This window comes from Streptomyces sp. NPDC001858 (assembly GCF_053594615.1).
In genome coordinates, this window is the sequence record NZ_JBSFEV010000012.1 from 173,766 (window position 1) to 196,394 (window position 22,629).

At 73.2% G+C, this 22,629-nt stretch carries 14 protein-coding genes and 1 pseudogene; 7 read left to right on the plus strand and 8 right to left on the minus strand.

The genetic code is table 11. From position 1 onward, the window contains the following. Positions 1-5: 5 nt before the first annotated feature. From glgC to ACWCPF_RS20090, 3 genes are read right to left on the minus strand one after another with little or no spacing between them, the layout of a single operon-like run. Entirely contained in the window at positions 6-1,229 is a 1,224-nt protein-coding gene (glgC, locus tag ACWCPF_RS20080) for a glucose-1-phosphate adenylyltransferase (RefSeq protein ID WP_451046389.1), read from the minus strand. A gap of 53 nt (positions 1,230-1,282) precedes the next feature. Continuing rightward, entirely contained in the window at positions 1,283-2,446 is a 1,164-nt protein-coding gene (gene glgA, locus ACWCPF_RS20085) for a glycogen synthase (protein ID WP_451046390.1), read from the minus strand. A gap of 38 nt (positions 2,447-2,484) precedes the next feature. Next, positions 2,485-3,285, minus strand: a complete 801-nt coding sequence (locus ACWCPF_RS20090; protein WP_451046391.1) for a (2Fe-2S)-binding protein — start codon at positions 3,283-3,285, stop codon at positions 2,485-2,487. Between the two features lie 209 nt (positions 3,286-3,494). Between ACWCPF_RS20090 and ACWCPF_RS20095 the strand changes: the two genes are divergently transcribed. Continuing rightward, positions 3,495-4,661 (plus strand): DMT family transporter, encoded by a 1,167-nt coding sequence (locus ACWCPF_RS20095; RefSeq protein ID WP_451046392.1) that lies wholly within the window; start codon positions 3,495-3,497, stop codon positions 4,659-4,661. Here the strand turns inward: ACWCPF_RS20095 and ACWCPF_RS20100 are convergent. Further along, positions 4,651-5,889 (minus strand): transglycosylase family protein, encoded by a 1,239-nt coding sequence (locus tag ACWCPF_RS20100; RefSeq protein ID WP_451046393.1) that lies wholly within the window; start codon positions 5,887-5,889, stop codon positions 4,651-4,653. The two genes, ACWCPF_RS20095 and ACWCPF_RS20100, sit on opposite strands and share 11 nt — an antisense overlap. A gap of 218 nt (positions 5,890-6,107) precedes the next feature. On the opposite strand from ACWCPF_RS20100, the gene gndA reads away from it, so the two are divergent. Beyond that, positions 6,108-7,547, plus strand: a complete 1,440-nt coding sequence (gndA, locus tag ACWCPF_RS20105) for an NADP-dependent phosphogluconate dehydrogenase (RefSeq protein WP_451046394.1) — start codon at positions 6,108-6,110, stop codon at positions 7,545-7,547. A 513-nt stretch (positions 7,548-8,060) separates the two neighbouring features. Here gndA and ACWCPF_RS20110 read toward each other — a convergent pair. The 3 genes from ACWCPF_RS20110 to ACWCPF_RS20120 all read right to left on the minus strand — a co-directional run bounded on the left by ACWCPF_RS20110 (position 8,061) and on the right by ACWCPF_RS20120 (position 9,453). After that, positions 8,061-8,408, minus strand: coding sequence for a GNAT family N-acetyltransferase (locus ACWCPF_RS20110; protein WP_451046395.1), 348 nt, complete (start codon positions 8,406-8,408; stop codon positions 8,061-8,063). Positions 8,409-8,437: 29 nt separating this feature from the next. Further along, positions 8,438-8,857 (minus strand): aspartate 1-decarboxylase, encoded by a 420-nt coding sequence (gene panD / locus ACWCPF_RS20115; protein WP_451046396.1) that lies wholly within the window; start codon positions 8,855-8,857, stop codon positions 8,438-8,440. 116 nt (positions 8,858-8,973) lie between these two features. Then, a complete protein-coding gene (locus ACWCPF_RS20120; protein WP_451046397.1) occupies positions 8,974-9,453 on the minus strand; it encodes a MarR family winged helix-turn-helix transcriptional regulator in 480 nt (159 codons plus the stop codon). 153 nt (positions 9,454-9,606) lie between these two features. Here ACWCPF_RS20120 and ACWCPF_RS20125 point away from each other — a divergent pair, with 153 nt between their 5' ends. From ACWCPF_RS20125 to ACWCPF_RS20145, 5 genes are all read left to right on the plus strand, one after another. Next, positions 9,607-12,351, plus strand: a complete 2,745-nt coding sequence (locus ACWCPF_RS20125; protein ID WP_451046398.1) for an AAA family ATPase — start codon at positions 9,607-9,609, stop codon at positions 12,349-12,351. Positions 12,352-12,446: 95 nt separating this feature from the next. Beyond that, on the plus strand, positions 12,447-13,271 hold the full coding sequence (locus ACWCPF_RS20130) for an alpha/beta fold hydrolase (RefSeq protein WP_451046399.1): 825 nt from the start codon (positions 12,447-12,449) through the stop codon (positions 13,269-13,271). Positions 13,272-13,290: 19 nt separating this feature from the next. Further along, the gene (locus ACWCPF_RS20135; RefSeq protein WP_451046400.1) at positions 13,291-14,115 is read left to right on the plus strand and encodes an alpha/beta fold hydrolase; all 825 of its coding nucleotides are present in this window, start codon (positions 13,291-13,293) and stop codon (positions 14,113-14,115) included. A gap of 19 nt (positions 14,116-14,134) precedes the next feature. Continuing rightward, complete coding sequence (locus ACWCPF_RS20140; RefSeq protein WP_451046401.1) at positions 14,135-14,932, plus strand: alpha/beta hydrolase; 798 nt, start codon at positions 14,135-14,137, stop codon at positions 14,930-14,932. Positions 14,933-14,995: 63 nt separating this feature from the next. Then, positions 14,996-15,787 carry an MBL fold metallo-hydrolase gene (locus ACWCPF_RS20145; protein WP_451046402.1) on the plus strand — a complete coding sequence of 264 codons (792 nt, stop codon included), beginning with the start codon at positions 14,996-14,998 and terminating at the stop codon, positions 15,785-15,787. Positions 15,788-15,814: 27 nt separating this feature from the next. On the opposite strand, the pseudogene ACWCPF_RS20150 reads toward ACWCPF_RS20145, so the two are convergent. Then, positions 15,815-22,629 (minus strand): annotated as a pseudogene (locus ACWCPF_RS20150) (SDR family NAD(P)-dependent oxidoreductase); the annotation flags it as partial.

Below are 22,629 nucleotides of genomic sequence, written 5' to 3' on the forward strand. Positions count from 1 at the left end.
TAAGTTCAGGACACCTGTTGTCCTTTGCCCAGGGCGATCACGCCGCCCTTGGACACGGTGTACAGCTCGGTGTCGCGCTCCGGGTTCACGCCGATGGTCGCACCCGGAGGGACCTCGACGTTCTTGTCCAGGACCGCCCCGCGCACGACCGCGCCCCGCCCGATGCGCACGTTGTCGTGCAGGATCGACCCCTGCACCACGGCTCCCGGATCGACCACGACCCCCGGGGACAGCACCGACCGGGTGACCTGACCGCGGATCAGACACCCCGAACTGATGATCGACTCACCGGCGATGCCGCCCGCGCTGAACCGGGCCGGGGAGAGCTGGCCCGAGTGGGTGTAGATCGGCCAGCTGCGGTTGTAGAGATTGAAGGCGGGCCGCTCGGCGATCAGGTCCATATGGGCGTCGTAGTACGCGTCGAGCGTGCCGACGTCCCGCCAGTAGCCCTGGTCGCGGCTGGTCTCGCCGGGCACATGGCCGTCGCGGAAGTCGTACAGCTGCGCCTCGCCGCGCCGGGTGAGCTGAGGCAGGATCGAGCCGCCCATGTCGTGGACGGAGGTCTCGTCCTCGGCGTCCCGCTGGAGCGCCTCGATGAGCGCCTTGGTGGTGAAGATGTAGTTGCCCATCGAGGCGAACACCGACGCCGGGTCGTCCGCCAGCCCCGGCGGGTCGGCGGGCTTCTCCAGGAAGCGCTCGACCGTCTGGCCGTCCGAGCCGGGCGTGATCACCCCGAAGGACGAGGACTCGCCGCGCGGCACCCGGATCCCGGCCACCGTGACGCCCGCGCCGCTGTCGATGTGCTGGGCGAGCATCTGGCGCGGGTCCATGCGGTAGACGTGGTCGGCCCCGAACACGGCCACGTACTCGGGCCGCTCGTCGTAGATCAGGTTCAGCGACTGCAGGATGGCGTCCGCGCTGCCGAGGTACCAGCGCGGGCCGAGCCGCTGCTGGGCCGGGACCGGCGTGACGTAGTTGCCGAGCAGGCTCGACATCCGCCAGGTGGTGGTGATGTGCCGGTCCAGCGAGTGCGACTTGTACTGCGTCAGCACGCAGATGCGCAGGATGTCGGCGTTGACGAGGTTGGACAGGACGAAGTCCACGAGCCGGTACGTGCCGCCGAAGGTGACCGCCGGTTTGGCGCGGTCCGCCGTGAGGGGCATCAGGCGTTTGCCCTCGCCGCCGGCCAGCACGATCCCGAGCACCGAAGGTCCACCACCACGACGCATGGCCGCTCCCCTCACCCAGTTGGATACCCATGGCTGCCCAGGCGCGGGGCCGTCTACGCCTGTTTGACGATCTCCTCGTACAGCCGGACGGTCCGCCGCGCCACCGCGTCCCAGCCGAACTCGCCCACCGCGCGGGCCCGGCCCGCCTCCCCCATGCGGCGCGCCGTCCGCGGATCGCCGAGGAGCGCGTCCAGCGCACGGCCGAGGCCCGCCTCGAAATCGTCGTCGACCGTCACGAGGGCGCCCGTCACGCCGTCCTCGACGACCTCCGGGATCCCGCCGACCCGGGAGGCCACGACGGGCGTGCCGCACGCCATCGCCTCCAGGTTGACGATGCCGAGGGGCTCGTACACCGAAGGGCAGACGAACACGGCGGCGTGCGTGAGGAGTTGGATCACCTCGGGGCGCGGCAGCATCTTCGGGATCCAGTGCACGCCGTCGCGGGCGCCGCTCAGCTCCGCGAAGAGATCGCGGAACTCCCGGTCGATCTCGGGGGTGTCGGGCGCGCCCGCGCACAGCACGACCTGCGCAGCCGGGTCGATGTCCCGTACTGCGCGCAGCAGTTGGGGCACGCCCTTCTGCCGGGTGATGCGGCCGACGAACAGCACGAACGGCCGGTCCGGGTCGAGCCCGATCCGGGCGAGGGCGTCGGTGCCGCGGTCGGGGCGGTAGAGGGCGGTGTCGATGCCGTTGTGCACGACGTGGACCCGCTCCGGGGCGAGCGACGGATAGCAGGTGAGGATGTCCTCGCGCATCGCACCGGAGACGGCGATCACCGCGTCGGCCGCCTCCACCGCGGTCCGCTCGGCCCAGCTCGACAGGGCGTAACCGCCGCCGAGCTGCTCGGCCTTCCAGGGCCGCAGCGGCTCCAGCGAGTGCGCGGTGACGACGTGCGGGACGCCGTACAGCTGCTTCGCGAGATGTCCGGCGAGGTTGGCGTACCAGGTGTGGGAGTGGACGAGTTCGCGGCCTTCGAGGGCGGCCGCCATGGCGAGGTCCACGGAGAAGGTGCGCAGCGCGTCGTTGGCGCCGTCGAGCGCCGACCAGGGGCGGTGACGCCGGACGCCGGACGCTCTGTCCGCGCCCGAACCCTCGCCCCAGCAGTGCACCTCGACGTCGATGAGCTGCCTCAACTCGCGGGCGAGGAACTCGACATGGACGCCGGCTCCGCCGTACACGTCCGGGGGATACTCCCGGGTCAGCAGTCCCACTCGCACCCGGAACCCCCCATCTCAGCGATCGGCTTCCTTCATGGTCACCCAGACGGGGCGTGTGGGGAAGAGCGCGGGGCTCGTGTGAAGCAACAGTCGCCGCACAGACCGCCGTCGGGCACCCGGTAGTAGAGGCAGCAGCTGCGGCGGCGGAACGCGGTGCCGGTCAGGGCGCCCGTGTCCGCGAGGAGCGGGTGGGCGAGGAGTTCCGCGGTGAGGGCACGCGCGTGTGCGGCGACGTCGGGGCGGCCCTGCGGGCGTGCCCACTGCACCAGCAGGCGGGCGGTCGCGGCCAGGGCCGAGGCGGCGTTGCCGCGCAGCAGGCCCGGCGCGACCGGGCAGCGGGCGCGCAGCGCGGCGGAGAGGGGTTCGAGGTGGCCGTCGAGGACGGTCGCGGCCACGGTCGCCGCGTCCGCGGGCCGCGGCCGCACCTCCGTCAGCCACAGGTCGTCCGGGGCCCCGGCGTCGGGGTCCCAGCGCAGCAGCCTCGGGGTGAGGTCGGGGATCGACCCGTACAGGACGGCGCAGCCCAGGGTGACCGACCAGAGCCGGGCCGCGAGACCCTGCTGCGCCACGGAGGCGCCGATGCGCTCCTCGGGGGCGCGCAGGGCCCGGTTGACCTTGCGGACCCGGAAGGTCAGCGGGTCGGCGTAGGCGTCGGCTTCGGCATCCGCTGCCGCGCCGTCAGGGATCTCCCCGATGTCCCCGTAGGCCCGCGCCAGGGTCGGCAGGGGGCGGGGCGGCTCTCCTGAGCCGGGTAGTGGGGTGCGCAGGGCGAAGAAGCCGCCGAGCGGGCGGAGCGCGGCGAGTTGCGGGTCGAGGTCCACGAGGTGCAGTAGTACCAAGGCCGGTAGGGGTCGCGGTCAGGGGGATCCCCGGTACGTCACCCGCCTGAGGGAGGACAAAGGAAGCCTCGTACTCCATCGGTAGTAGGACTCATTGCGTGCTCAGGGACGACGACGGGAACAGATCCACAAGGCATCGTGTTGGTTATGAGAGCCAGCCGTTCGCCGCGCCGGGCCCCGCGCCCCCGCCTCACGCAGAGGAGCAGCTCATGAGCGCCCTCGCGTTGTCCGTCGTCCTGTCGCTCGTCTCCGCCGTGGCGTACGCGGGCGGGGCGATCGTGCAGGAGCGGGTCGCGGAGTCCTCGCCGGGCGAGGAGTACGCCCCGCTGCACCGGGCGAGCTGGTGGGGCGCGGTGGCGTTGAACGGCCTCGGCGGCGTTCTCCACGTGGTGGCGCTGGCCTACGGGCCGCTCAGTCTGGTCCAGCCGCTGGGCGCGCTGACCATCGTGTTCGCGCTGCCGATGGCCGCGCTGTTCGTCGGTCGCAAGGCCGGGGCGACGGCCTGGCGGGGCGCGATCATGGCGACGGTCGGCCTCGCCGGTCTGCTGTCCCTGGTCGGGGCGTCCGACGCGCAGTCCCTGAGCACGCCGCAGCGGGTGACGGTGGCCATGTTCACCGCCGGTGCGGTGGTGGCCCTGATGATCGCCGCGCGGGCCGCGCACCGGCACCCGGCGGTCCGCAGCATGCTGCTGGCGACCGCTTCGGGCATCGCGTTCGGCATGTCGTCGGTGTTCACCAAGACCGTCGCCGTCGACTGGACCGGCGGCGTCTCCGCCGCCGACCTCCCGTCCCTGGCCGTGATCGGGGTGCTGGCCACGGCCGGCATGCTGCTCTCGCAGGCCGCCTACCGCGGTGCGGGCCTCGCGGCCCCGCTGGCGACGCTGACCGTGGTCAACCCGGTGGTGGCGGCCGCGGTCGGCATCACGATGTTCGGCGAGACCTTCCGCTACGGCAGCACGGGCACGGCGCTCGCGCTGAGCTGCGGTGTGGTGGCGGCGGGCGGACTGATCCTGCTGACGACAGAGCGTCTTCAAAGCGGATCCCCGGTGGCCGGGCTTCCGGCTGCCCAGGCCGCCCCGGCGGCGCTGACGCCGGCCCCGGAAGAGGCCTCAGCGGAAGCCTCGGGGGAGACCTTGGAAGAGGCTCTGGAGGACGCGTTGGAGGAGCAGGCGAACCTGCCGGTGTCGGCGGCGCGGGGAGCTCAGCGAGTCCAGGGAGCGCAGGCACGGGTGCCTGCCCAGGGCGGTGAGACGGAACCCGTCGACGTGCCGGCGGAGGACGACCCACCGGTCGTCCTCATCCACCACACTTTCCCCGGGGGCCTGTACGTCGCCGCACCGGCCCCCGACCGGCATCGGGTGCGCGTCAAATCCTGACGCCGCCGGCCCTGAGATAGGCCACCGGGTCGACGTCCGAACCGAAACCGGGCCCCGTCCGCACCTCGAAGTGCAGATGCGGGCCCGTGCTGTTGCCCGTGGAGCCGGACCGGCCGATGCGCTGGCCGCCGCTCACCGACTGACCGTCCCGTACGGAGATCGCCGAGAGATGGGCGTACTGCGAGTAGCGGCCGTCGGCGTGCCGGACGACCACCTGGTAGCCGAAGGAGCCGCCCCAGCCCGCGCTGACCACCGTGCCCGCCGAGACCGCCTTCACGGACGTGCCGGTGGGCACGGGGAAGTCGACGCCGGTGTGGTAGCCCTTCGACCAGGAGGAGCCGGTCGCGTGGTACGGCGTTCCGGCGGCGGCGGTGACGGGCGCGACCAGGGAATGGCCGGTCGTCGTCTTGCCGCCGGTCTCCTTGGCGCTCTTGGCCGGTTTGCTCTCCTTCTTGGTCTCCTTCTTGCTCTCCTTGGCGCCCGAGGAGGGCTTGGGGGAAGTCTTGGGAGAGGTTTTCGGGGACGTCTTCGGCGAGGTGCTCGGCGAGTTCTTCTGCTTCGCCGCCTCCTGGAGGCTCAGCCGCTGGCCCGGCAGGATCAGGTCCGGGTCGGCTCCCACGACCGTCCGGTTGGCCGCGTACAGCCCCTGCCAGCCGCCCTTGACCTCCTCGGTCTCGGCGATGCCGGAGAGGGTGTCGCCGCGGACGACCGTGTACATCTCCGCGGTGCCGGCCCGGGACTGGGGCGTGCTCTGCGGCCGCACGTCGTCCAGGGACGTCTTCGACGTCTCGGCGGACTTCTCGGTCGTCTTCGAGGCTGTGCCGTTCGGGTGGACGTCGGGCGCGTCGCCGCCCCGGGTCAGCCCGGCCCGCTCCGAGCACAGCGGCCAGGCGCCGGGGCCCTGTCCGTCCAGCACTTTCTCGGCCACGGCGATCTGCTGGTCCTTGGTGGCCAGATCCGCACGGGGCGCGTAGCGCGTGCCGCCGTACGCCTCCCAGGTGGACTGGGTGAACTGCAGCCCGCCGTAGAAGCCGTTGCCGCTGTTGATGTTCCAGTCGTTGGTCGACTCGCACGCGGCGACCTTGTTCCAGGTGTCCACGTCGGCCGCCTGGGCGACTCCGGTGCCGATCAGCGGTATCGCCATGCCGGCGCCGCCCGCCGTGACGGTGAGTGAGGCGCGGTTGATCCTGTTCGGCTGATACCGGCGGTGCCGGCCGCGTACGGCCATGGAGATCCCCCATCGACATGCGTCAGGAGCGGCAAAAGTACGGGCTGCGAACAGGCCATGACAAGACGACAACCGGCCGCATGGGCTCCGTCGGGAGCACGGGGCGACCACGGGGCGACCCCGCCGGGAAACCGGTCGGCAAACCCGTCAAGATGGTCCTCAAGGACGGTGACGGTTTCGACCGTACTGACGGGCACACCTTTGGAGGAGCCAACCGTATGAGCACTTCAGCCCAGATCGGCGTCACGGGGCTCGCGGTCATGGGCCGCAATCTCGCCCGCAACTTCGCCCGCAACGGCTATGCCGTCGCGGTGCACAACCGTACGGCGGCGAAGACGCACGCCCTGGTCGAGGAATTCGGCCACGAGGGCACGTTCGTCGCGGCCGAGACCGCGAAGGAGTTCGTGGCGGCGCTGGAGCGGCCCCGCCGCCTGGTCATCATGGTCAAGGCCGGGGACCCGACCGACGCGGTGATCCGGGAGTTCGCCCCGCTGCTCGAACCCGGCGACATGATCATCGACGGCGGCAACGCGCACTTCGCCGACACCCGCCGCCGGGAGCGCGAACTGCGCGAGCAGGGCATCCACTTCGTCGGCGCCGGCATCTCCGGCGGCGAGGAGGGCGCGCTGCACGGCCCGAGCATCATGCCGGGCGGCTCGCCGGAGTCGTACGAATCGCTGGGCCCGATGCTGGAGAAGATCTCCGCGAAGGCCGCCGACGGCTCACCCTGCGTCACGCACGTCGGCCCGGACGGCGCCGGCCACTTCGTGAAGATGGTCCACAACGGCATCGAGTACGCCGACATGCAACTCATCGGCGAGGCCTACCAGTTGCTGCGCGACGTCGCCGGGTACGAGCCCGCGCAGATCGCGGACATCTTCCGCACCTGGAACACCGGACGCCTCGACTCCTACCTGATCGAGATCACGGCCGAGGTGCTGTCCCACGTGGACGCGGCCACCGGCAGGCCCTTCGTGGACGTCGTCGTGGACCAGGCCGAGCAGAAGGGCACCGGCCGCTGGACGGTGCAGATCGCGCTGGACCTGGGCGTGCCGGTCTCGGGCATCGCCGAGGCGGTCTTCGCACGGTCGCTGTCGGGTCACGCGGCTCTGCGCGAGGCCTCGCGCGGCCTGGCGGGGCCGAAGGCGTCGGCGCTGGGCGCGGCGGAGGCGCAGGCCTTCGCCGACCGGGTGGAGCAGGCGCTGTACGCCTCGAAGATCGTGTCGTACACGCAGGGCTTCCACGAGATCGCCGCGGGCAGCCAGGAGTACGGCTGGGACATCGACCTCGGCGCGGTCTCCGCGATCTGGCGCGGCGGCTGCATCATCCGCGCGGCGTTCCTGGACCGGATCCGCGCCGCGTACGACGCCCGCGCCGACCTGCCGAGCCTGCTGTCCGACGCGACGTTCGCCTCGGAGATCGCGGCGGCGCAGGACCCGTGGCGTGAGGTGCTGGTGGCGGCGACGCTGCAGGGGGTGCCGGCGCCCGGGTTCTCGGCGGCGCTCGCGTACTACGACGCGCTGCGTGCGGAGCGGTTGCCTGCGGCGCTCACGCAGGGGCAGCGGGACTTCTTCGGGGCGCACACGTATCGGAGGGTGGACCGGGAGGGGGCGTTCCACACGCTGTGGGGCGGGGATCGGTCGGAGGTCTCCGCGTAGCGCGTAGCCCGCGGTGCGCAAGCGCGTAGCCCGCGGTGCGCGAGGGGGGGTGGGGGGTTCTGTGGGGGCGCGGGTGCGGGTGAGTGGGGGGTTGCTCGCGCAGTTCCCCGCGCCCCTTGGGGGGCGTGCGCCCGTCGGTCGGGGGCGGGTGCGTGGGGGGTGGCCGCGCAGTTGCCCGCGCCCCTGGGGGGGCATGCGCCCGTCGGTCGGGGGCGGGTGTGTGGGGGTTGGGTGCGCGGTTCCCCGCGCCCCTTGGGGGGCGCGGCGCTGGGGTCAGGTCAGGGGTGGGCCTGGGTCTGGGATGGGGGGTGGTTCCGGGCCCGGGGGGATCGGGGAAGGGGGCGGTTCCGGGGTGGGGGGTGGGGGCGGGGTGGGTACCGGGGTGGGGAAGGGGTCCGGGGGGACCGGGGGCGGGGTGGGGTGCGGGTCGGTCATGGTGTCCTCCGGCCAGTTGTCGCGCTTGGCTCTGGACCACTCCCCGCGTACCCGGGGCGCGCCCGGTCACTCACCCGGTCAGAACCGGCCGGGGTGCGCGCGCAGCCAGTCCTTCGCGGCGGCCAGCAGCTCGGGGTCGGCGGCGGGAGCCTCGTCGGGATGACGGGCGGCCCACTTCACGACATACGGGCACAGCGGCGCCACGGAAACGCCCTCGCGCTCGGAGACGGCGTACAGCTCGCGCGCCAGCGACCCCGCGATGCCCTTGCCCTCGTGGGCGGGCTCGACGATCGTGTGCACCGGGACGAACGCGCGCCCGGGCGACTCCAGGACGAAGTACTCGATGCGGCCCACGACTTCGCCGCCTTCGCCGACGGCTTCGAGGCGGCCGGCCGCCCGGTCGTCGCGGATCTCGATGTCGCTCATGGGCACTCCCGGTGCGAGGGCTGCTGCGGTCAGACCGACACCGCGTGCGGGCTGCGCTCCTGGTCGGAGCCCGGTACCGGCTGCGACGGGTCGGCGCCGAGGGCCACGATCCGGTTGTCGCGGTCCACGTGCACGATCCGTGGCTCCAGCGTCCGCGCCTCGGCATCGGTCACCTGAGCGTAACTGATGATGATCACCAGATCGCCGGGGTGGACGAGATGGGCGGCGGCCCCGTTGATCCCGACCACCCCCGACCCCCGCTCCCCCTCGATGACGTACGTCTCCAGCCGGGCCCCGTTGGTGACGTCGACGATGTGCACGAGCTCGCCGGGCAGCAGATCGGCGGCGTCCAACAACTCGGCGTCGATGGTCACCGATCCCACGTAGTGCAGGTCGGCCTGGGTGACGGTGGCGCGGTGGATCTTGGACTTGAACATGGTGCGCAGCATTTGGGCTCCCGAATACGGCTCTCCGCCCGCTTTCTGCAGGTCAGAGGCTTTCTTCACCGAACAATGACATGCCCGGACCCAAAGATGTCTATGAAAATCGACACACACGCGGTAGGTCACCTGCGGCCGGGGGCCGGGGGCATGGCTGCGATGCGGAGGCGATGGCGGTCCTGGAGAGCCCGGCTGCGGCGCAGGTAGTTCATGATCGCGGCGAGTTCGTCGCCGGTGTAGGCGGCGATCTCGGCGGCGCCTTCCTCGGCGATGGGCCCGTAGATCTCCCAGGCCAGGCGGGCGGCTTCGGGGGTGATGCGGATCTGCGTTCTGCGACGGTCGTCCGGGTCCGGGGTGCGGGTCAGGTAGCCCAGGCGTTCCATGCGGTCGAGCATCGCGGTGACACTGCCGGTGGTGAGGCCCAGCGCGGCGCCGAGCCGGCTCGGGGGCACGCTCTCCTGCCCGACCAGGATCTCCAGGCAGCGCAGATCGGTGCGGTTGACACCGAGAAGTGAGGCGGCGGCCTCGTCCACGGCATCGAACGAGGCCTGATACGCCTGCGCCTCCTCGCCGAGCCGGGCGCGCAGTTCTTCGACGGACTCCACTGGTTCCCTTGACATTCAAGTAGCACGACAATCAAGCTAAATATGTCTCGACTATCAAGATAGTCGAATGCCGAGCGACTCGGGAGGGGTTGTCGTGGGGGGCAGGTTACGCAAGAGGGCTCTGACCGTGGCAGTGAACGGACTGTCGGCGTGATGCTCAAGGGGCGGGTCAGGGAACGTGAAACCCTCGGTCGATTGGTCGCGGACCTGCGCGAGCGGTTGAGCGGCGTCGTCGTCCTGCGCGGTGACGCCGGGATCGGTAAGACCGTCCTGCTGGATCATGCGGCTGCGGAGGCCGCCGACCTGCGCGTCCTGCGGGTGGCGGGGGTGGAGCCGGAGTCCGGGTTCCCGTTCGCGGCGCTGCACCGTCTGCTCCTGCCGTTCCTGGACGGCCTCAAGGAGCCCGGCGCGCTGCCCGCGGCCCAGCGCGCGGCGCTGCGGGTGGCTTGTGGGCTGGCCGACGGCCCGGCCGCCGATCAGTTCCTGGTGGGGCTCGCGACGCTCAGTCTGCTCGCCGAGGCCGCGAAGCAACGACCTGTGCTGGCCTGCGTCGACGATGTGCAGTGGCTCGACAAGGAGTCCTTGGGCGTGCTCGCTTTCGTCGGTCGGCGGGTGCACGCCGAGGGCGTCGGTCTGCTGTTCGCCGCCCGGACCGGTTTCGACGCACCTGCGGGCATTCCCTGCACCGAAGTCGCCGGGCTGGAGGAAGAATTCGCTCTGGAACTGCTGCGGGAGGCCGTCCCCGGACAGCTCGACGCCCGTGTCGCGGCGCGGATCGTGGCCGCCACGGCCGGGAATCCGCTGGCACTGGCCGACCTGGGCCGGGAACTGTCCGCCGACCAGCTCTCCGGAGGGCTCGCACTGCCCGAACCGCTGCCCGTGGGCGGCAGGCTGGAGGCGCACTACCTCGAGCAGGTCCGCGAGCTGCCGGAGCCGACGCAGACCTGGCTGCTGCTCGCCGCCGCCGAGGCGGGCGGTGATCTCAGGTACCTCATGAGCGCGGCAGACCTGCTCGGGATCGGCACGGAGGCTTCCGGTCCGGCCGAAGCCGCGCGCCTCGTGGTGCTGCACGCCGCCGCGCAGTTCCGCCATCCGCTGGTGCGGTCGGCGGTGTACAGCGGCGCCACCAGCGTCGAGCGAAGGCGGGCGCACCACGCGCTGGCCCAGGTCACCGACCGCCCGGCCGACGCCGACCGGCGTGCCTGGCATCTCGCCGCGGCCGCGATCGGGACCGATGCCGCCGTCGCCGCGGAGGTGGAACGCGTGGCCGACCGGGCGGGCGCGCGAGGCGGCTACGCCGCGCGCGCCACCTTCCTGACCCGGGCGGCCGAGCTGACGCCCGAAAGCGACGTACGAGTGGGGCGCCTGCTGGCGGCGGCCGAGGCGGCGCTGCGGGCCGGGGCGCCGCTCCAGGCGGAGTCGCTGCTGGACGGGATCGACGGGGAGCTGCTCGGGGAGGTCGGCCAGGGCCGGGCCCTGCTCGTCCGGGCGAACACGGGCATCGCGCTGGGCCGCGCGGATTCGTTCGCGCAGGCGCCGGCGCTGTGCGTGCGCGCCGCACGATTCCTCTCCGACGGCGCTCCGGACCTGGCTCGTGAGGCGCTCTTGAGGGCGATCGACCGGGTCATCACCGCGGAGCACCTCATACGGGACACGACGCCGGCCGATATCGCCCGGGCCGTGGAGACGCTCGTCCCGCGCACCGGTGAGGCGACCGGCGTCGACCTCGTGCTGCGCGGCTTCGCGGTCCTGGCCACCGACGGCTACGAACAGGCCGTACCGCACCTGCGGCGGGCCTGCGCCGTGGTGCTGGACCCGGACACCCCCGAGGAGGAGGTGCTGCGCGCCTATCTGCCCGCCGTCACTCTGTCGATGATCCTTTGGGATGAGCAGACGCACATCGCTGTCATAGGGCGGGCGGCTGACGTGGCCCGGCGGACCGGCTCCCTGTGGCAACTGGACTCCGCGCTGTACTGCGCCACGATGTCCAAGACCAATCTCGGCGAGCTGGCGGCCGCCGACGACCTGTTGGCCGAGAGCCACCAGATTCGTGCGGCGATCGGCGCGAACGACGACGTGTGGGCCATCTACCGGCATCCCGAGCTGATGGCCTGGCACGGCGGGCGCGACGACCTGGACGCGGTGCTGCGCGGGTCGCTGGAGGCCGGCACCTGGCTCGGCAGCGGTGCGGTCGAGTCCATCGCCCGCATCGGCATGGTGGTGCTGGCCCTGAGCCGCGGCGACTACGCCGAGGCGCGCACTGTCGCGCACGAACTGATCGAGCAGGACGTGCTCGGGGTGCACTCCCGGCTGCTCCCCTGCCTTGTCGAGGCCGCCGTACGCTGCGGCGACCGGCTCCTGGCCACGACCACGCTGGCCACGCTGGCCTCCCGGGCAACGGCCTCCGGCACGCCCTGGGCCCTGGGCCTGCTGGCCCGCTCGAGCGCCCTGCTCGCACCTGTCGACGACGCCGAGCCGCTGTACGACGAGGCGATCACCCTCCTGTCGGGCACAAGAGCCCGCTCCGATCTCGCCGTCGCCCACCTGCTGTACGGCGAGTGGCTGCGCCGCCGCAAGCGCCGCAAGGACGCCCGCGAGCACCTGCGCACGGCCGTCTCGATGTTCGACGCCATGCGGGCCACGGGATACGCGGCGCGCGCCGCCAAGGAGCTTGCCGCCACCGGGGCGCACCCCCGGCGCGGGACGGCCGGGACGACGAGCACACTCACCCCGCAGGAACTCCAGATCGCCCGCCTCGCCAAGGGCGCAGCCACCAACGCCGAGATCGCGGCCCAGCTGTACATCAGCGCCAGCACCGTCGACTACCACCTGCGGAAGGTCTTCCGGAAGCTCGACGTGACGTCCCGGCGCCAACTCCACCACGCGTTCGACGACTGACGGCGGCCACGCCTACGCGCTCCACGGGATTCGGGCACCGTCCGTCCTGGCCGAGGCTGGGGCGACCGAACAGATCCTGCAGACGGGAGCTTTCCATGCCCTATGTCACCGCGACCGACGGAGCGCAGATCTTCTACAAGGACTGGGGCACGGGCCGGCCGGTCGTGCTCAGCCACGGCTGGCCGCTGAACTCGGACAGCTGGGAGGCGCAGCAGCTGTTCCTCGCCGCGAACGGCTTCCGCGCCATCGCCCACGACCGTCGTGGGCACGGCCGGTCCTCCCAGACCTGGCACGGCAACGAGATGAACACCTACGCCGACGACCTCGCCGCCCTCATCGACGCGCTCGACCTGCGCGACGCGACGCTCGTCGGCTTCTCCACGGGCGGCGGGGAGGTCGCCCGCTACATCGGGCGGCACGGCACCGCCCGCATCGCGCAGCTCGTGCTGGTCTCCGCCGTACCGCCGTTCATGCTCAAGACCGACGACAATCCCGGCGGTGTACCGGTCGAGGCGTTCGACGCGATCCGCGCCGGCTCGCTCGCCGACCGCTCACAGCTGTACCGCGATCTGGCCGACGGCCCGTTCTTCGGCAACAACCGGCCCGGCGCCGACGTGTCCCAGGGCATCCGGGACGCTTTCTGGCGCCAGAGCCTGCAGGCCGGACACCGAGGCGCCTACGAGTGCATCGCGGGCTTCTCGGCCACCGACTTCCGCGCCGACCTGGACGCCTTCGACGTGCCGACCCTGGTCGTCCACGGCGACGACGACCAGGTCGTGCCCTTCGAGGTGGGCGGCAAGGCGTCGGCGGCCCGCATCAAGAACGCGACGCTGAAGGTCTACCCGGGCGCGCCGCACGGCATCACGGACACGCACAAGGAACAGCTCGGCGCCGACCTGCTGGACTTCCTCAACTCCTGACCACAGAAGGAACCACCGCATGATTCCCGAAGGTCAGCCCCGCCGCCGCGTACTCGGCGGGCTGCTCGCGGCGGGAGCCGTCACGCTCGGCGCCGCCCCCGCCCCCGCCGCCGCCCGCCCGGGCGGCGGCGCGAAACCGACCGTCGTGCTCGTGCACGGCGTGTTCGCCGACTCCTCCGGCTGGAACGACGTCGTCGCCCGGCTGCTGAAGGCCGGCTTCCCGGTCATCGCCCCGGCGAACCCCCTGCGCGACCTGACGACTGACTCCGCATACGTCTCCAGCGTCATCGACACGATCCCCGGCCCGGTCATCCTGGTCGGCCACTCCTACGGCGGCGAGGTCATCACCAACGCCGGACGCGATCGCTCCCAGGTCAAGGCACTGGTGTACGTCGGGGCCTTCGCGCCCGACGAGGGCGAGAGCGCGTTGCAACTCGCCGACATGTTCCCGGGCAGTAAACTGAAGGATGCGCTGGTGACCCGCCCGTTCCCGCTGCCCGACGGCACAACCGGCACCGACGGCTATATCGACCAGGCGAAGTTCCACGAGGTCTTCGCCCAGGATCTGCCGACCTCCGTGACACGCCTCATGGCGGCCACCCAACGCCCGGGCAGCGTGGGCGGGTTGGCCTCCGGCAGCGGCGTACCGGCCTGGCGGAGCCTGCCGTCCTGGTACGTGATCCCCACCGCCGACCACGTCATCCCGGCCGCGGTGCAGCGCTTCATGGCCCAGCGCGCCAGGAGCACGACCGTCGAGGTGAAGGGCTCCTCCCACGTCGTGATGATGTCGCACCCCGACATCGTGGTCCGCCAGATCCTGGCCGCCCACCGCGCCACCCGTTGACGTCCTGGAAGGAACACCGATGAACGCACCGGACACCATCGTCCTGATCCACGGCTTCTGGGTGACGCCGCGCAGCTGGGAGCACTGGATCGACCGCTACGATAAGCAGGGCTACCGCGTGCTCGCGCCCGCCTACCCCGGCTTCGAGGCAGAGGTCGAGTCCCTGAACGCCGACCCGACCCCGATCGAGAGGGTGACCGCCCCGCAGATCATGGAGAGCCTGGCGAACGTGATCCGCGGGCTCGACAGACCGCCCGTCCTGATCGGCCACTCCGCGGGCGGCGCGTTCACCCAGGTCCTGCTCGACCACGGTTTCGGCGCGGCGGGAGTGGCCATCAACTCCGCGCCCACCGAAGGCGTGAAGGTGACCCCGCTGAGTCAGGTGAAGGCGACCTTCCCCGTGCTCAAGAACCCCGCCAACCACCACAAGGCGGTCGGCCTCACCCCTGAGCAGTGGCATTACGCCTTCACCAACACCTTTCCCGAGGACGAGTCCCGGGCGCTCTACGAGCGGTACGCGATTCCCGCGTCGGGCCGCATCCTGTGGAACAGCGTGCTGGCCAACCTCCAGCCCGGCCACCAGGACATCTGGGTGAACTACCACAACGACGACCGGGCACCGCTGCTGTTCCTCTCCGGCGAGCTGGACCACCTCATGCCGCCCAAGGTCCAGCAGTCCAACGCCCAGCACTACAAGTCGAACACCGTCACCGAAGTCAAGGTGTATCCCGGGCAGCCGCACCTGATGCCGGCCTCGCCAGGCTGGGAGGAGATCGCGGACTACGCGCTCTCGTGGGCCTTGTCGCACGCCCGCTAGCGCCTACCAGCACGCCCGGGACGGTGATATCCGCCGTCCCGGGCCACCGGAAGGGATCACGGCATGACCGACGTCCGCGTCACCCACATCGGCGGTCCGACCACACTGATCGAGGTCGGCGGCTGGCGGCTGCTCACCGACCCGACGTTCGATCCGCCGGGGCGCCGCTACCGGTTCGGCTGGGGCACGTCCTCCCGCAAGGCGTCCGGTCCCGCCCTCGCCGTCGCGGACCTGCCGCCGGTCGACGCCGTCCTGCTCAGCCACGACCACCACGGCGACAACCTCGACACGGCCGGGCGCGCTCTGCTGCCGACCGTGGACACCGTGCTCACCACGCCGTCCGGAGCACAACGCCTCGGCGGCAACGCTCGTGGCCTGGCACCGTGGACGACCACGCGCCTCCGGGCCCCGGGTCGCACGACGATCGACGTCACCGCGACCCCCGCTCGCCACGGACCGCCGCTGTCCCGGCCGATCACCGGGGACGTCACCGGCTTCGCGCTCCACTGGAAGGGACAACGGCACGGCGTGCTCTGGATCTCCGGAGACACCGTCCTGCACGACGGGATACGACACCTTGCCGGCCGCCTTGACGTGGGGACCGCCCTGTTGCACATGGGCGGCGTGCGCTTCCCGCTGACGGGCCCGATCCGCTACTCGATGACGGCCGCTCAGGCTGTGGAGCTGTGCCGTCTGCTCACCCCGCGAACCGTCGTCCCCGTCCACTACGAGGGCTGGCACCACTTCCGCGAGAACCGCGAAGCCATCGAACGGCACCTGGCCACGGCCCCCGCCGACATCCGGGACCGCTTCCGCTGGCTGCCCGCCGGAAGGGGCGTCGACGTCAGCGTGTGACGGCGACGCCGGCCGGCGTACGCAGCGTCAGCTGCCGTCCAGGAACTGGAAGAGCTGCTCGTCGGTGGCCGCTGTGACGTCGAGTTTCGGTTCGGGGCGGTCGGTGGCGTCTCGGTAGGCGCGTATCTTCGCCAGGAGGCTCTCCATGCGGTCGGTGACCTCGTCGCCGTCCGGGCCGGTGACCGAGGACGGGGTCAGGGCGGACTCGACGCGGGCGAGTTCGGCGAGCAGCGAGCCGGTCGGGGCCGGGACGCGGGCCGCGAGTTCCCGGATCAGTTCGCGGGTGACGGCGGACGCCGTCGGGTGGTCGAAGACCAGCGTCTGGGCGAGTCTGAGGCCGGTCTCGGCGCCGAGGCGGTTGCGGAACTCCACCGCGGACACCGAGTCGACGCCCAGCTCGGAGAACGCGCGGTCGGGTTCGACGGCGCGTCCGGTCGGGTAGTCCAGGACCGCCGCCATCTGGGTGCTGACCAGATCGAGCAGCACGTCGAAGCGCCGGTCCTCCGGCAGGGCGGCCAGCCGGTCGAGGACCGGGCCCGAGCGGGCGGACGCCGAGCGCGGGGTGCGGCGTACGACTGCGCGGCCGGCGAGTCGGCGCAGGATCGGGGGCACGTCCGGCTGGGCGCGGGTCGAGGCGAGGTCCAGGGTGACCGGGACGAGCACCGGCTCTTCGAGGCCCAGCGCGGCGTCCAGCAGGGCGAGGCCCTGTTCCGACGAGAACAGGCTCACCCCGAGCCGGCCCAGCCGGGCCAGGTCCACGTCGGAGAGCTGCTGGGTCATCGTGCTGCGTTCGGCCCACATGCCCCAGGCCAGCGAGACCCCGGCCAGCCCCTGGGCCCGCCGGTACTGGGCGAGGGAGTCCAGGTAGGCGTTGCCCGCCGCGTAGTTGGCCTGGCCGGCCGGGCCGATCAGGCCGGACATCGAGGAGAACAGCACGAACGCCGACAGGTCGAGGTCGCGGGTCAGCTCGTGCAGGTTCCAGGCGGCGACCATCTTGGGGCCCAGCACGGTGTCGAGGCGCTGCGGGGTCAGATCGGTCAGGACGCCGTCGTCGACCACGCCCGCCGCGTGAACGACCCCGGTCAGCGGCGTCGCGGCCGGGATGTCGGCCAGCAGCCGGGACAGCGCGGCCCGGTCCGCCGTGTCGCAGGCGGCCAGGACGACCTCCGCGCCCATCCCGGTCAGCTCGGCCGCCAGCTCCGCGCCCCGGGCGGAACCGGCCCCGGCGCGGCTGACGAGCAGCAGCCGCCGCACGCCGTGGGCGCTCACCAGGTGCCGGGCCACGACCCCGCCGAGCATGCCGGTGCCGCCGGTGACGAGCACCGTTCCGGCGCCGAACGCCGCCGGTGGCGCGGCGCCGCTGCCGACCTCGGCCCGGACCAGCCGGGGCACCAGCACCCGGCCCTTGCGGACCGCCAGCTGCGGCTCCAGGGTGACCAGCGCGGCCACCGCGTCCCACGGCACCGGCTCGGCGTCCACGTCCAGCAGCCCGAACCGGCCGGGGCTCTCGGTCTGCGCCGACCGCACGAGGCCCCACACGCCCGCCTGGGCGAGCCCGCCGACCCGCTCCCCCGGCTCGGCGCCGACCGCGCCCTCGGTGACCAGCACGAGCGTGCCGGAGGCGAACCGCTCGTCGGCGAGCCACTCCTGCATGACGGCGAGCACCGCACCGGTGACCTGCCGGGCGTCCGGGCCGGCCGGGCAGCGCAGGAACACCACCTCGGGGTCGGCGGGGAGGTCCGCCGTGCCGTGCGCGAGCGTCCAGCGGACGCGCTCGGCGGGCTCGGCGGGCACCGCCGACCAGTCCACCCGGAACATCGACTCCGCGGGCCCGCCCGAACCCGTCGTCGGCAGTCGCCGGAAGCGCAGGCCTTCGACCGACGCCACCGGCGCACCGGTCGCGTCGGCGAGCTGCAGCGTCACCGCGTCCTCGCCGGCGGGTGCCATCCGCACCCGCAGCACGGACGCCCCGACCGCCGCCAGGGACACCCCCGACCAGGCGAACGGCAGGACGGCGCCGTCCGCCGCGTCGAGGAAGCCGCCGTACCAGACCGTGTGCAGCGCGGCGTCCAGCAGCGCCGGGTGCAGGCCGAAGCGGTCCGCGTCGGCCGCCGGCTCCGGCGGCAGGGCGACCTCGGCGAACATCTCGTCGCCGCGCCGCCACAGTCCCGTCAGGCCCTGGAAGGCCGGGCCGTAGTCGTAGCCGCGGGCGCCGAGGTCGGCGTACACCGCGCCGACGGCGATCTCGTCCGCGCCTTCCGGGGGCCAGACCGTGGCCTCGAACTCCGTCGGCCGGGGCGCGTCCGCCAGCGAGCCGTCGGCGTGCCGGATCCAGTCGCCGCCGTCGGGCTGGGCGTGGACCGACACCGTGCGGCAGCCCGACTCGTCGGCGGTGCCGACCACGACCTGGATCCGGGCGCCGGTGCGCTCCCCCAGCACCAGCGGTGTGTGCACGGTCAGTTCGTCGAGCAGCCGGCAGCCGAGCTCGCGGCCGGCCCGCAGCGCCATCTCCACGAACGCCGCGCCCGGCACGATCACCCGGCCCAGCACCGCGTGGTCGGCCAGCCAGGGCTGCGCCTCCAGCGAGAGCCTGCCGGTCAGCACCGTCGCGCCGGACTCCGGCAGGGTCAGCACGGCGCCGAGCAGCGGGTGCTCCCCGGCGGCCAGGCCCGCGGCCCGCAGACCGCCCGGCTGCGCGACGGCGTCCATCCAGTACCGGTCGCGCTGGAAGGCGTAGGTCGGCAGGTCCACGGCGGTCGCACCCGTGCCGGCGAACACCCGGGGCCAGTCCACCTCCATGCCGTGGACGTGCGCCGCGGCCAGCGCGGTGAGTGCGGTGGCCGGTTCCGGGCGGTCGGCGCGCAGCACCGGCACCGCGACGGGCAGCGCGTCCCCTTCGGTGAAGCAGCCCTCGGCCATCGTGGTGACCGCCGCGTCCGGTCCGACGCCGACGAACCGGGTGACGCCGTCCTCGCACAGCCGGTGCACCGCGTCGGCGAACCGCACCGGCTCGCGGACCTGGCGCACCCAGTACTCCGGTGAGCGCAGCTCCTCGGCCGACGCCGGCTCGCCGGTGAGCGTGGACACGATCGGCAGCACCGGCTCGTGGAAGGTCACGTCGGCGAGCAGCGCGCGGTAGGGCTCCAGCATCGGGTCCATCAGGGGCGAGTGGAACGCGTGGCTGACCCGTAGGCGCTTGGTCCGCCTGCCCAGGGCCGCGAAATGCTCGGCGCAGCGGAGCACGGCGCCCTCCTCGCCCGACACGACCACCGAGCGCGGGCCGTTCACGGCGGCGACACCGGCCTCGCCGGTCTCGTCGGCGTCGTCGCCTGTCAGCGCCGACGCGACCTCGTCCGCGGTCGCCTGGATCGATGCCATCGCGCCGCCCGCGGGCAGTCGCTCCATCAGTCGGCCGCGCGCGGCGACCACCCGGCAGGCGTCCGGCAGCGTCCACAGTCCGGCGACGAACGCCGCCGACAGCTCGCCGATGGAGTGCCCGGCGAGCGCGTCCGGGCGCACGCCCCAGGAGGAGAGCAAGCGGGTCAGCGCGACCTCGACCGCGAACAGCGCGGGCTGCGCCCAGCCGGTGCGGTCCAGCAGTTCCGCCCCGTCCGAGTCGGTACCGTCCGAGGCCGTGTCCGTGTCCGTGTCCGTGTCACCGAGCAGTACTTCGCGCAGCGGGCGGTCCAGGAGGCCGTCGAAGGCGGCGCACACCTCGTCCAGGGCCGCGGCGAACACCGGGAACGCCGCGTACAGTTCGCGGCCCATGCCGGGCCGCTGGGTGCCTTGTCCGGCGAACAGGAAGGCGGTCCGGCCGGGGCGGGCGACGCCGCGCACCACACCGGAGGCCGGGTCGCCGTCGGCGACGGCGCGCAGGGCGGCGAGCAGCCCGTCACGGTCCGCCGCCACGATCGCGGCGCGCTGTTCGAACGCCGTCCGGGTCGTCGCCAGCGTGAACGCGACGTCGAGCGGGTCCAGGGCCGCCGCGGCGGGCAGCAGCCGTTCGGCCTGGCCGACCAGCGCCTCGGACGTCCTGCCGGACAGCACCAGCGGCGCGAGCGGCTGCGGCACGGGGGCCACGGCCTCCGGCTCGGTCGGCTCGGTCGGCTCGGGGGTCGGCGCCTGTTCCAGGATGACGTGCGCGTTGGTGCCGCTGATGCCGAACGACGACACCGCGGCCCGTCTCGGCCCGTCCGTCGCCGGCCATGCGCGGCGCTCGGTCAGCAGGTCGACCGTCCCCGCCGACCAGTCCACGTGCGAGGACGGGGTGTCCACGTGCAGGGTCTTCGGCAGCACGCCGTGGCGGAGCGCCAGCACCATCTTGATGACTCCGCCGACCCCGGCCGCCGCCTGGGTGTGGCCGATGTTGGACTTCAACGACCCGAGCCACAGCGGACGTTCGCGGTCGACGCCGTAGGTGTCCAGGACGGCCTGCGCCTCGATGGGGTCGCCGAGGCTGGTGCCGGTGCCGTGCGCCTCGACCGCGTCCACGTCCGCCGGGGACAGCCCGGCGTCCGCCAGCGCCTGGCGGATGACGCGCTGCTGGGAGGGTCCGTTCGGGGCGGTGAAGCCGTTCGACGCGCCGTCCTGGTTGACCGCGCTGCCGCGCACCACGGCGAGCACCGGGTGCCCGAGCCGCCGTGCGTCCGAGAGCCGCTCCACCAGGAGCATGCCCACGCCCTCGCCCCAGCCGGTGCCGTCGGCCGCGTCGGCGAAGGACTTGCAGCGCCCGTCCGGGGACAGCCCGCGCTGGCGGCTGAACGCGACGAGCATGCCCGGGGTGGACATCACCGTGGCGCCGCCGGCCAGCGCCAGCGTGCACTCCCCGCGGCGCAGCGACTGCACCGCCAGGTGCAGCGCGACCAGCGACGACGAGCAGGCCGTGTCGACGGTGACGGCGGGCCCCTCGAAGCCGAAGGTGTACGCGATCCGTCCGGAGGCGGCGCTGTTCGTGGTGCCGGTGAGCAGGTGCGCCTCCGCGCCGCCGACGGCCTGGTGCAGCCGTGGGCCGTAGTCCGCGGCCATCGCCCCGGCGAACACGCCGACCCTGGCGCCGCGCAGCGCGGCGGGGCGCAGTTCGGCCCGCTCCAGCGCCTCCCACGAGGTCTCCAGGAGCAGCCGCTGCTGCGGGTCCATCGCGACCGCCTCGCGGGGCGAGATCCCGAAGAACTCCGGGTCGAACTCCGTGGCCCGGCGCAGGAATCCGCCGCGCCGGGTGTAGGTGCGGCCCGGGGTGTCGGGGTCCGGGTCGTAGAGCGCCTCCAGGTCCCAGCCCCGGTCGGCGGGGAACTCGGTGATGGCGTCGTCGCCGGCGTCCAGCAGCCGCCACAGGTCCTCGGGCGAGCCGACGTCGCCGGGGAACCGGCACGCCATGCCGATGACGGCGACCGGTTCGGAGCCGGCCTGCTCGGCGTCGCGGAGTTGCTGTCTGGTCTGCTGCAGCTCGGCCGTGACCCGCTTGAGGTACTCGACCAGCTTCTCTTCGTTGCTCACGGGTCCTCCGTCAGGGCATGCCAAGTTCGCCGTCGATGAGGTCGAAGAGCTCGTCGAGCTCCAGCCCGTCCAGCTCGCGGGCCGGCCGCGCGGGCTTCGCGATCGGGTCGGTCGGGTCGGTCGGGCCGGTCGGGCCGGTCGGGTCGGTCGGGCCGAGGGCGGCGCCGAGGTGGGTGGCGAGGGCCGTCGGCGTCGGGTAGTCGAACACCAGGGTGGCGCGCAGTCGCAGGCCGGTCGCCGCGCCGAGCCGGTTGCGCAGGTCCACCGCGGTCAGCGAGTCGAACCCGAGTTCCTTGAAGGTGCGGCCGGGGTCGACCGCGCCGGGTGTGCCGTGGGCCAGGACGCCGGCGGTGTGCTCGCGGACCAGGCCGAGGAGGGTCTCCGCCCGGTCGGCCGGGGACATCCGGGCCAGGCCGTCGCCGAGCGGCGCGACCGCCCCCGGCCCGCCCGCGGCGGCGGCCGCCGCCCGCCGGACCCGGTCGCGGACCACCCCGCGCAGCAGCGGCGGCACGACGCCCTGGGCGCGCACGGCGGCCGGTTCGAGCCGGGCCGGGACGAGGAGGGCCTCGCCGGAGGCCAACGCGGCGTCGAACAGGGCCAGTCCGTCCGCCGTGGACAGCGGGGCGAGGCCCGCCCGGCGCATCCGGCCGAGGTCCGCGTCCGCGAGGTGGCCGGTCATGCCGCTGGCCTCGGCCCACAGGCCCCAGGCGAGCGACACGGCCGGCAGGCCCCGCGCGGCGCGGTGTTGGGCCAGGGTGTCCAGGTAGGCATTGGCGGCGGCGTAGTTGGCCTGGCCCGGCAGGCCGAGGATCCCGGCGACCGACGAGAACAGCACGAACATCGACAGGTCGAGCCCCTCGGTCAGCTCGTGGAGGTTCAGGGCGGCGTCGACCTTCGGCCGCAGGACGCGTTCGAGCTGCTCCGGCCGCATCGCCTCGACGACGCTGTCGTCGAGCAGCCCGGCTGCGTGCACCACACCGGTCAGCGGGTGTTCGGCGGGGATCGACGCCAGCAGCGCGGCCAGCGCGTCGCGGTCGGCGGTGTCGCAGGCGGCCACGGTGACCGTCGCACCCGCCTCGGTGAGCTCCGCGGCGAGTTCCGCGGCGCCGGGGGCGTCCGGACCGCGCCTGCTGGTGAGCAGCAGCCGGGTCACCCCGTACCGGGCGACCAGATGCCGGGCGAACAGACCCCCCAGGGTCCCGCTGGCACCGGAGAGCAGCACGGTGCCGACCGCGAGGTCCCGCCGGGACGCGGGCGAGTCGGAGATCCTGGCCACCCGGGGCACGCCGGGCCGCCCCTTGCGGACGGCGAACTGCGGCTCACCTGTGGCCAGGGCGGCCGGCAGCGGC

Coding starts and splice junctions, on each gene's coding strand:
- glgC (WP_451046389.1), bottom strand. CDS start 1,229: ATGCGTCGTGGTGGTGGACCTTCGGTGCTCGGGATCGTGCTGGCCGGC.
- ACWCPF_RS20095 (WP_451046392.1), top strand. CDS start 3,495: ATGAGCGCCCTCGCGTTGTCCGTCGTCCTGTCGCTCGTCTCCGCCGTG.
- ACWCPF_RS20100 (WP_451046393.1), bottom strand. CDS start 5,889: ATGGCCGTACGCGGCCGGCACCGCCGGTATCAGCCGAACAGGATCAAC.
- gndA (WP_451046394.1), top strand. CDS start 6,108: ATGAGCACTTCAGCCCAGATCGGCGTCACGGGGCTCGCGGTCATGGGC.
- ACWCPF_RS20110 (WP_451046395.1), bottom strand. CDS start 8,408: ATGAGCGACATCGAGATCCGCGACGACCGGGCGGCCGGCCGCCTCGAA.
- panD (WP_451046396.1), bottom strand. CDS start 8,857: ATGCTGCGCACCATGTTCAAGTCCAAGATCCACCGCGCCACCGTCACC.
- ACWCPF_RS20125 (WP_451046398.1), top strand. CDS start 9,607: ATGCTCAAGGGGCGGGTCAGGGAACGTGAAACCCTCGGTCGATTGGTC.
- ACWCPF_RS20130 (WP_451046399.1), top strand. CDS start 12,447: ATGCCCTATGTCACCGCGACCGACGGAGCGCAGATCTTCTACAAGGAC.
- ACWCPF_RS20135 (WP_451046400.1), top strand. CDS start 13,291: ATGATTCCCGAAGGTCAGCCCCGCCGCCGCGTACTCGGCGGGCTGCTC.
- ACWCPF_RS20140 (WP_451046401.1), top strand. CDS start 14,135: ATGAACGCACCGGACACCATCGTCCTGATCCACGGCTTCTGGGTGACG.
- ACWCPF_RS20145 (WP_451046402.1), top strand. CDS start 14,996: ATGACCGACGTCCGCGTCACCCACATCGGCGGTCCGACCACACTGATC.